At 58.7% G+C, this 2,288-nt stretch carries 2 protein-coding genes; both read left to right on the top strand.

Annotation, left to right across the window (positions count from 1 at the left end; all coding sequences use genetic code 11):
• Positions 1-176: 176 nt before the first annotated feature.
• The gene (locus ACXRVY_RS24955) at positions 177-1,298 is read left to right on the top strand and encodes an LLM class flavin-dependent oxidoreductase (RefSeq protein WP_223462347.1); all 1,122 of its coding nucleotides are present in this window, start codon (positions 177-179) and stop codon (positions 1,296-1,298) included.
• Positions 1,299-2,015: 717 nt separating this feature from the next.
• Positions 2,016-2,288: DUF6124 family protein (locus ACXRVY_RS24960; protein WP_458238514.1), on the top strand; the 273-nt coding region annotated here is incomplete at its 3' end.

The following is a 2,288-nucleotide window of genomic DNA, read 5'->3' on the forward strand; positions in this document are numbered from 1 at the left end:
GAACCTGGGTGGCGTGAGCATGGGGCAGGACAGCAGCGACTTTTTCCTCTGACGCTTCCCTACAAATCGGCTAGTCCGTTTGCGTGATTCGAGCGCCCCGTCGATGCACGAGCATTGACGGTAAGGCGAAGGTCTACGGCGCCGACTGCGCATCCAAATAAGCACAAGGATCAACCATGAAATTTTCCCTGATTTACGAAGCCCAGACGGTGGACTCCAGCCGTGAAGGCGACCGCAAGATTTTCGAAGACACCGTCGAACAGGCCGTGCTGGCCGACAAGCTCGGCTTCGACACCTTCTGGTGCGTGGAACATACCGCGCTGAGCAACTACTCGCACATGTCCGCGCCGGAAACCATGTTGGCGTTCGTTGCCGGTAAAACCGAGCGAATCGGCATCGGTCACGGCGTGGTCTGCCTGCCGCCGGCAATGAACCACCCGGTGAAGGTCGCCGAGCGCATCGCCACCCTCGACCTGCTGTCGAAGGGCCGTGTGCACTTCGGCGTGGGCAAGGGCGGCACCCAGCAGGAAGCAGGCACCTTCGGCTACGACCTGGCGACCTTGCAGCCGCAGATCGACGAGATGATGTACCTGATCCCGAAAATGTTCGTGCAGGACGAGATCGAGCACAACGGCGACTTCGTGCAGATCCCCAAGCGCCCGATCCATCCAAAGCCTTACCAGGATCCGCACCCGCCGATGTACCTGGCGTGCACCAACACCGAGTCGCTGAAAAACGCTGGCGGCCGTGGCATGGGTGCACTGGTGCTGGGCTTCGGTGGCCCGGAAGAGATCGCCAAGAAGGTCGAGATGTATCACACGGCCTACGACAATCGGGATGAGAAGAAGCAGGTCGGTTTCCGCCCTAACCGCCACATCGCCGCGCTGTGCCCGGCCATTGTGCTGGATGACAACGAAGAAGCGCGCCGCATCGGTATTCGTGGCCAACGCTACTTCATGGAGTCCCTGGGCTACTGGTACGGCGGCGGCGAGCGTCCGGACCCGGAGAAGTGGAAAGACGACACCTTCGTCGACGGCAACGGCCAGAGCGTTATCAAGTCGCGCTTCGCCTCCGAAGAAGTCAGCGTCGACTTCTCCGACCCGACCATGGCCATGATGAACCCGAACCACGCCTACGGCACCGTCGAGGATTGCATAGGCTACGTGCAACGCCTGATCGATGCCGGCGCCGACGAAATCCTGTTCATCTGCCAGATGGGCACCGTGCCGCAATGGGCACAGCTGGAGACCCTGAAGAACATTGGCGAGAAGGTGATTCCGCATTTCCGCAAGGGTTGAAAGTTGACGCTAAAGGCGTGAACACCGCATCCCCCCTGTGGGAGCGAGCTTGCTCGCGATAGCGGTCTTACATTCAGCATCGATGTTGACTGGTATGGCCCCATCGCGAGCAAGCTCGCTCCCACAGTTGATCGCATTTCAGGCCTGACATGGACGTCAGGCCAACTTTCCAACGGGTCCCCAAGGCCCGTTTTTTTATGCCTGCCGAATAAAGATTGAACACCGCATACCCCTTGTAGGAGCGAGCCTGCTCGCGATAAACCGGAGAACGCCGCGGGGTGTCAGGCTTTCTGCGTTATCGTTGACGACCATCGCGAGCATGCTCGCTCCTACAGGTTATTGCGCTAGTTCGCGCCACCGATTTGGCCTTTGAATAGAGCCTGTTTAACGGCTGTCAGCGTTACTTGATGAAAGCTACAACGCCTTGCGTCGTTGCCTACAGGTACGCCAGAATCCGCCGGCTTGTGCGCCTTGGACACCCTCGGTAACTTGATTCGCGTCACTGACTCCCAGTGATCGGGTTTAGTAGCCCGTGGCTTAATCCGAGACGTACGACGCATCAATCAGGTTATGTGCCTGTATTTTGATGGTGGCTGTACGTAGGGCGCCCTTGGGCGCGCCGGCTTCTTGGATTCCCCGGTCTACTAACCTGCGTACAGCTGCCACCCCTTCTTTTAGTAGAGAAGTGGTTTCCAGCCCACATCAGGAATCCACACTATGTTCAAGGTCACACCCAATCCGCCGGACACCGATCCAGCATCCCCRTACGAACCCGATTCAAAAAAACTCAACGARGCCGCCGAGCGTGCCCTCGCYTACCACTTCCCCTCGACMGCCGACATCAAAGCCACKCCKCGAACWMYCRGCACRCTGTTTACCGTSRACCYTGARGCCACGACCGAAACCCTGGTGGTTTATCTGGTCGAGACGCTGGCCTCGGTCGATGTGATGGTGCATCAACTGGTCAACCATCTGGAAGGTTCGTCACGC

The sequence above is a fragment of the Pseudomonas sp. P5_A2_2 genome, assembly GCF_054177685.1.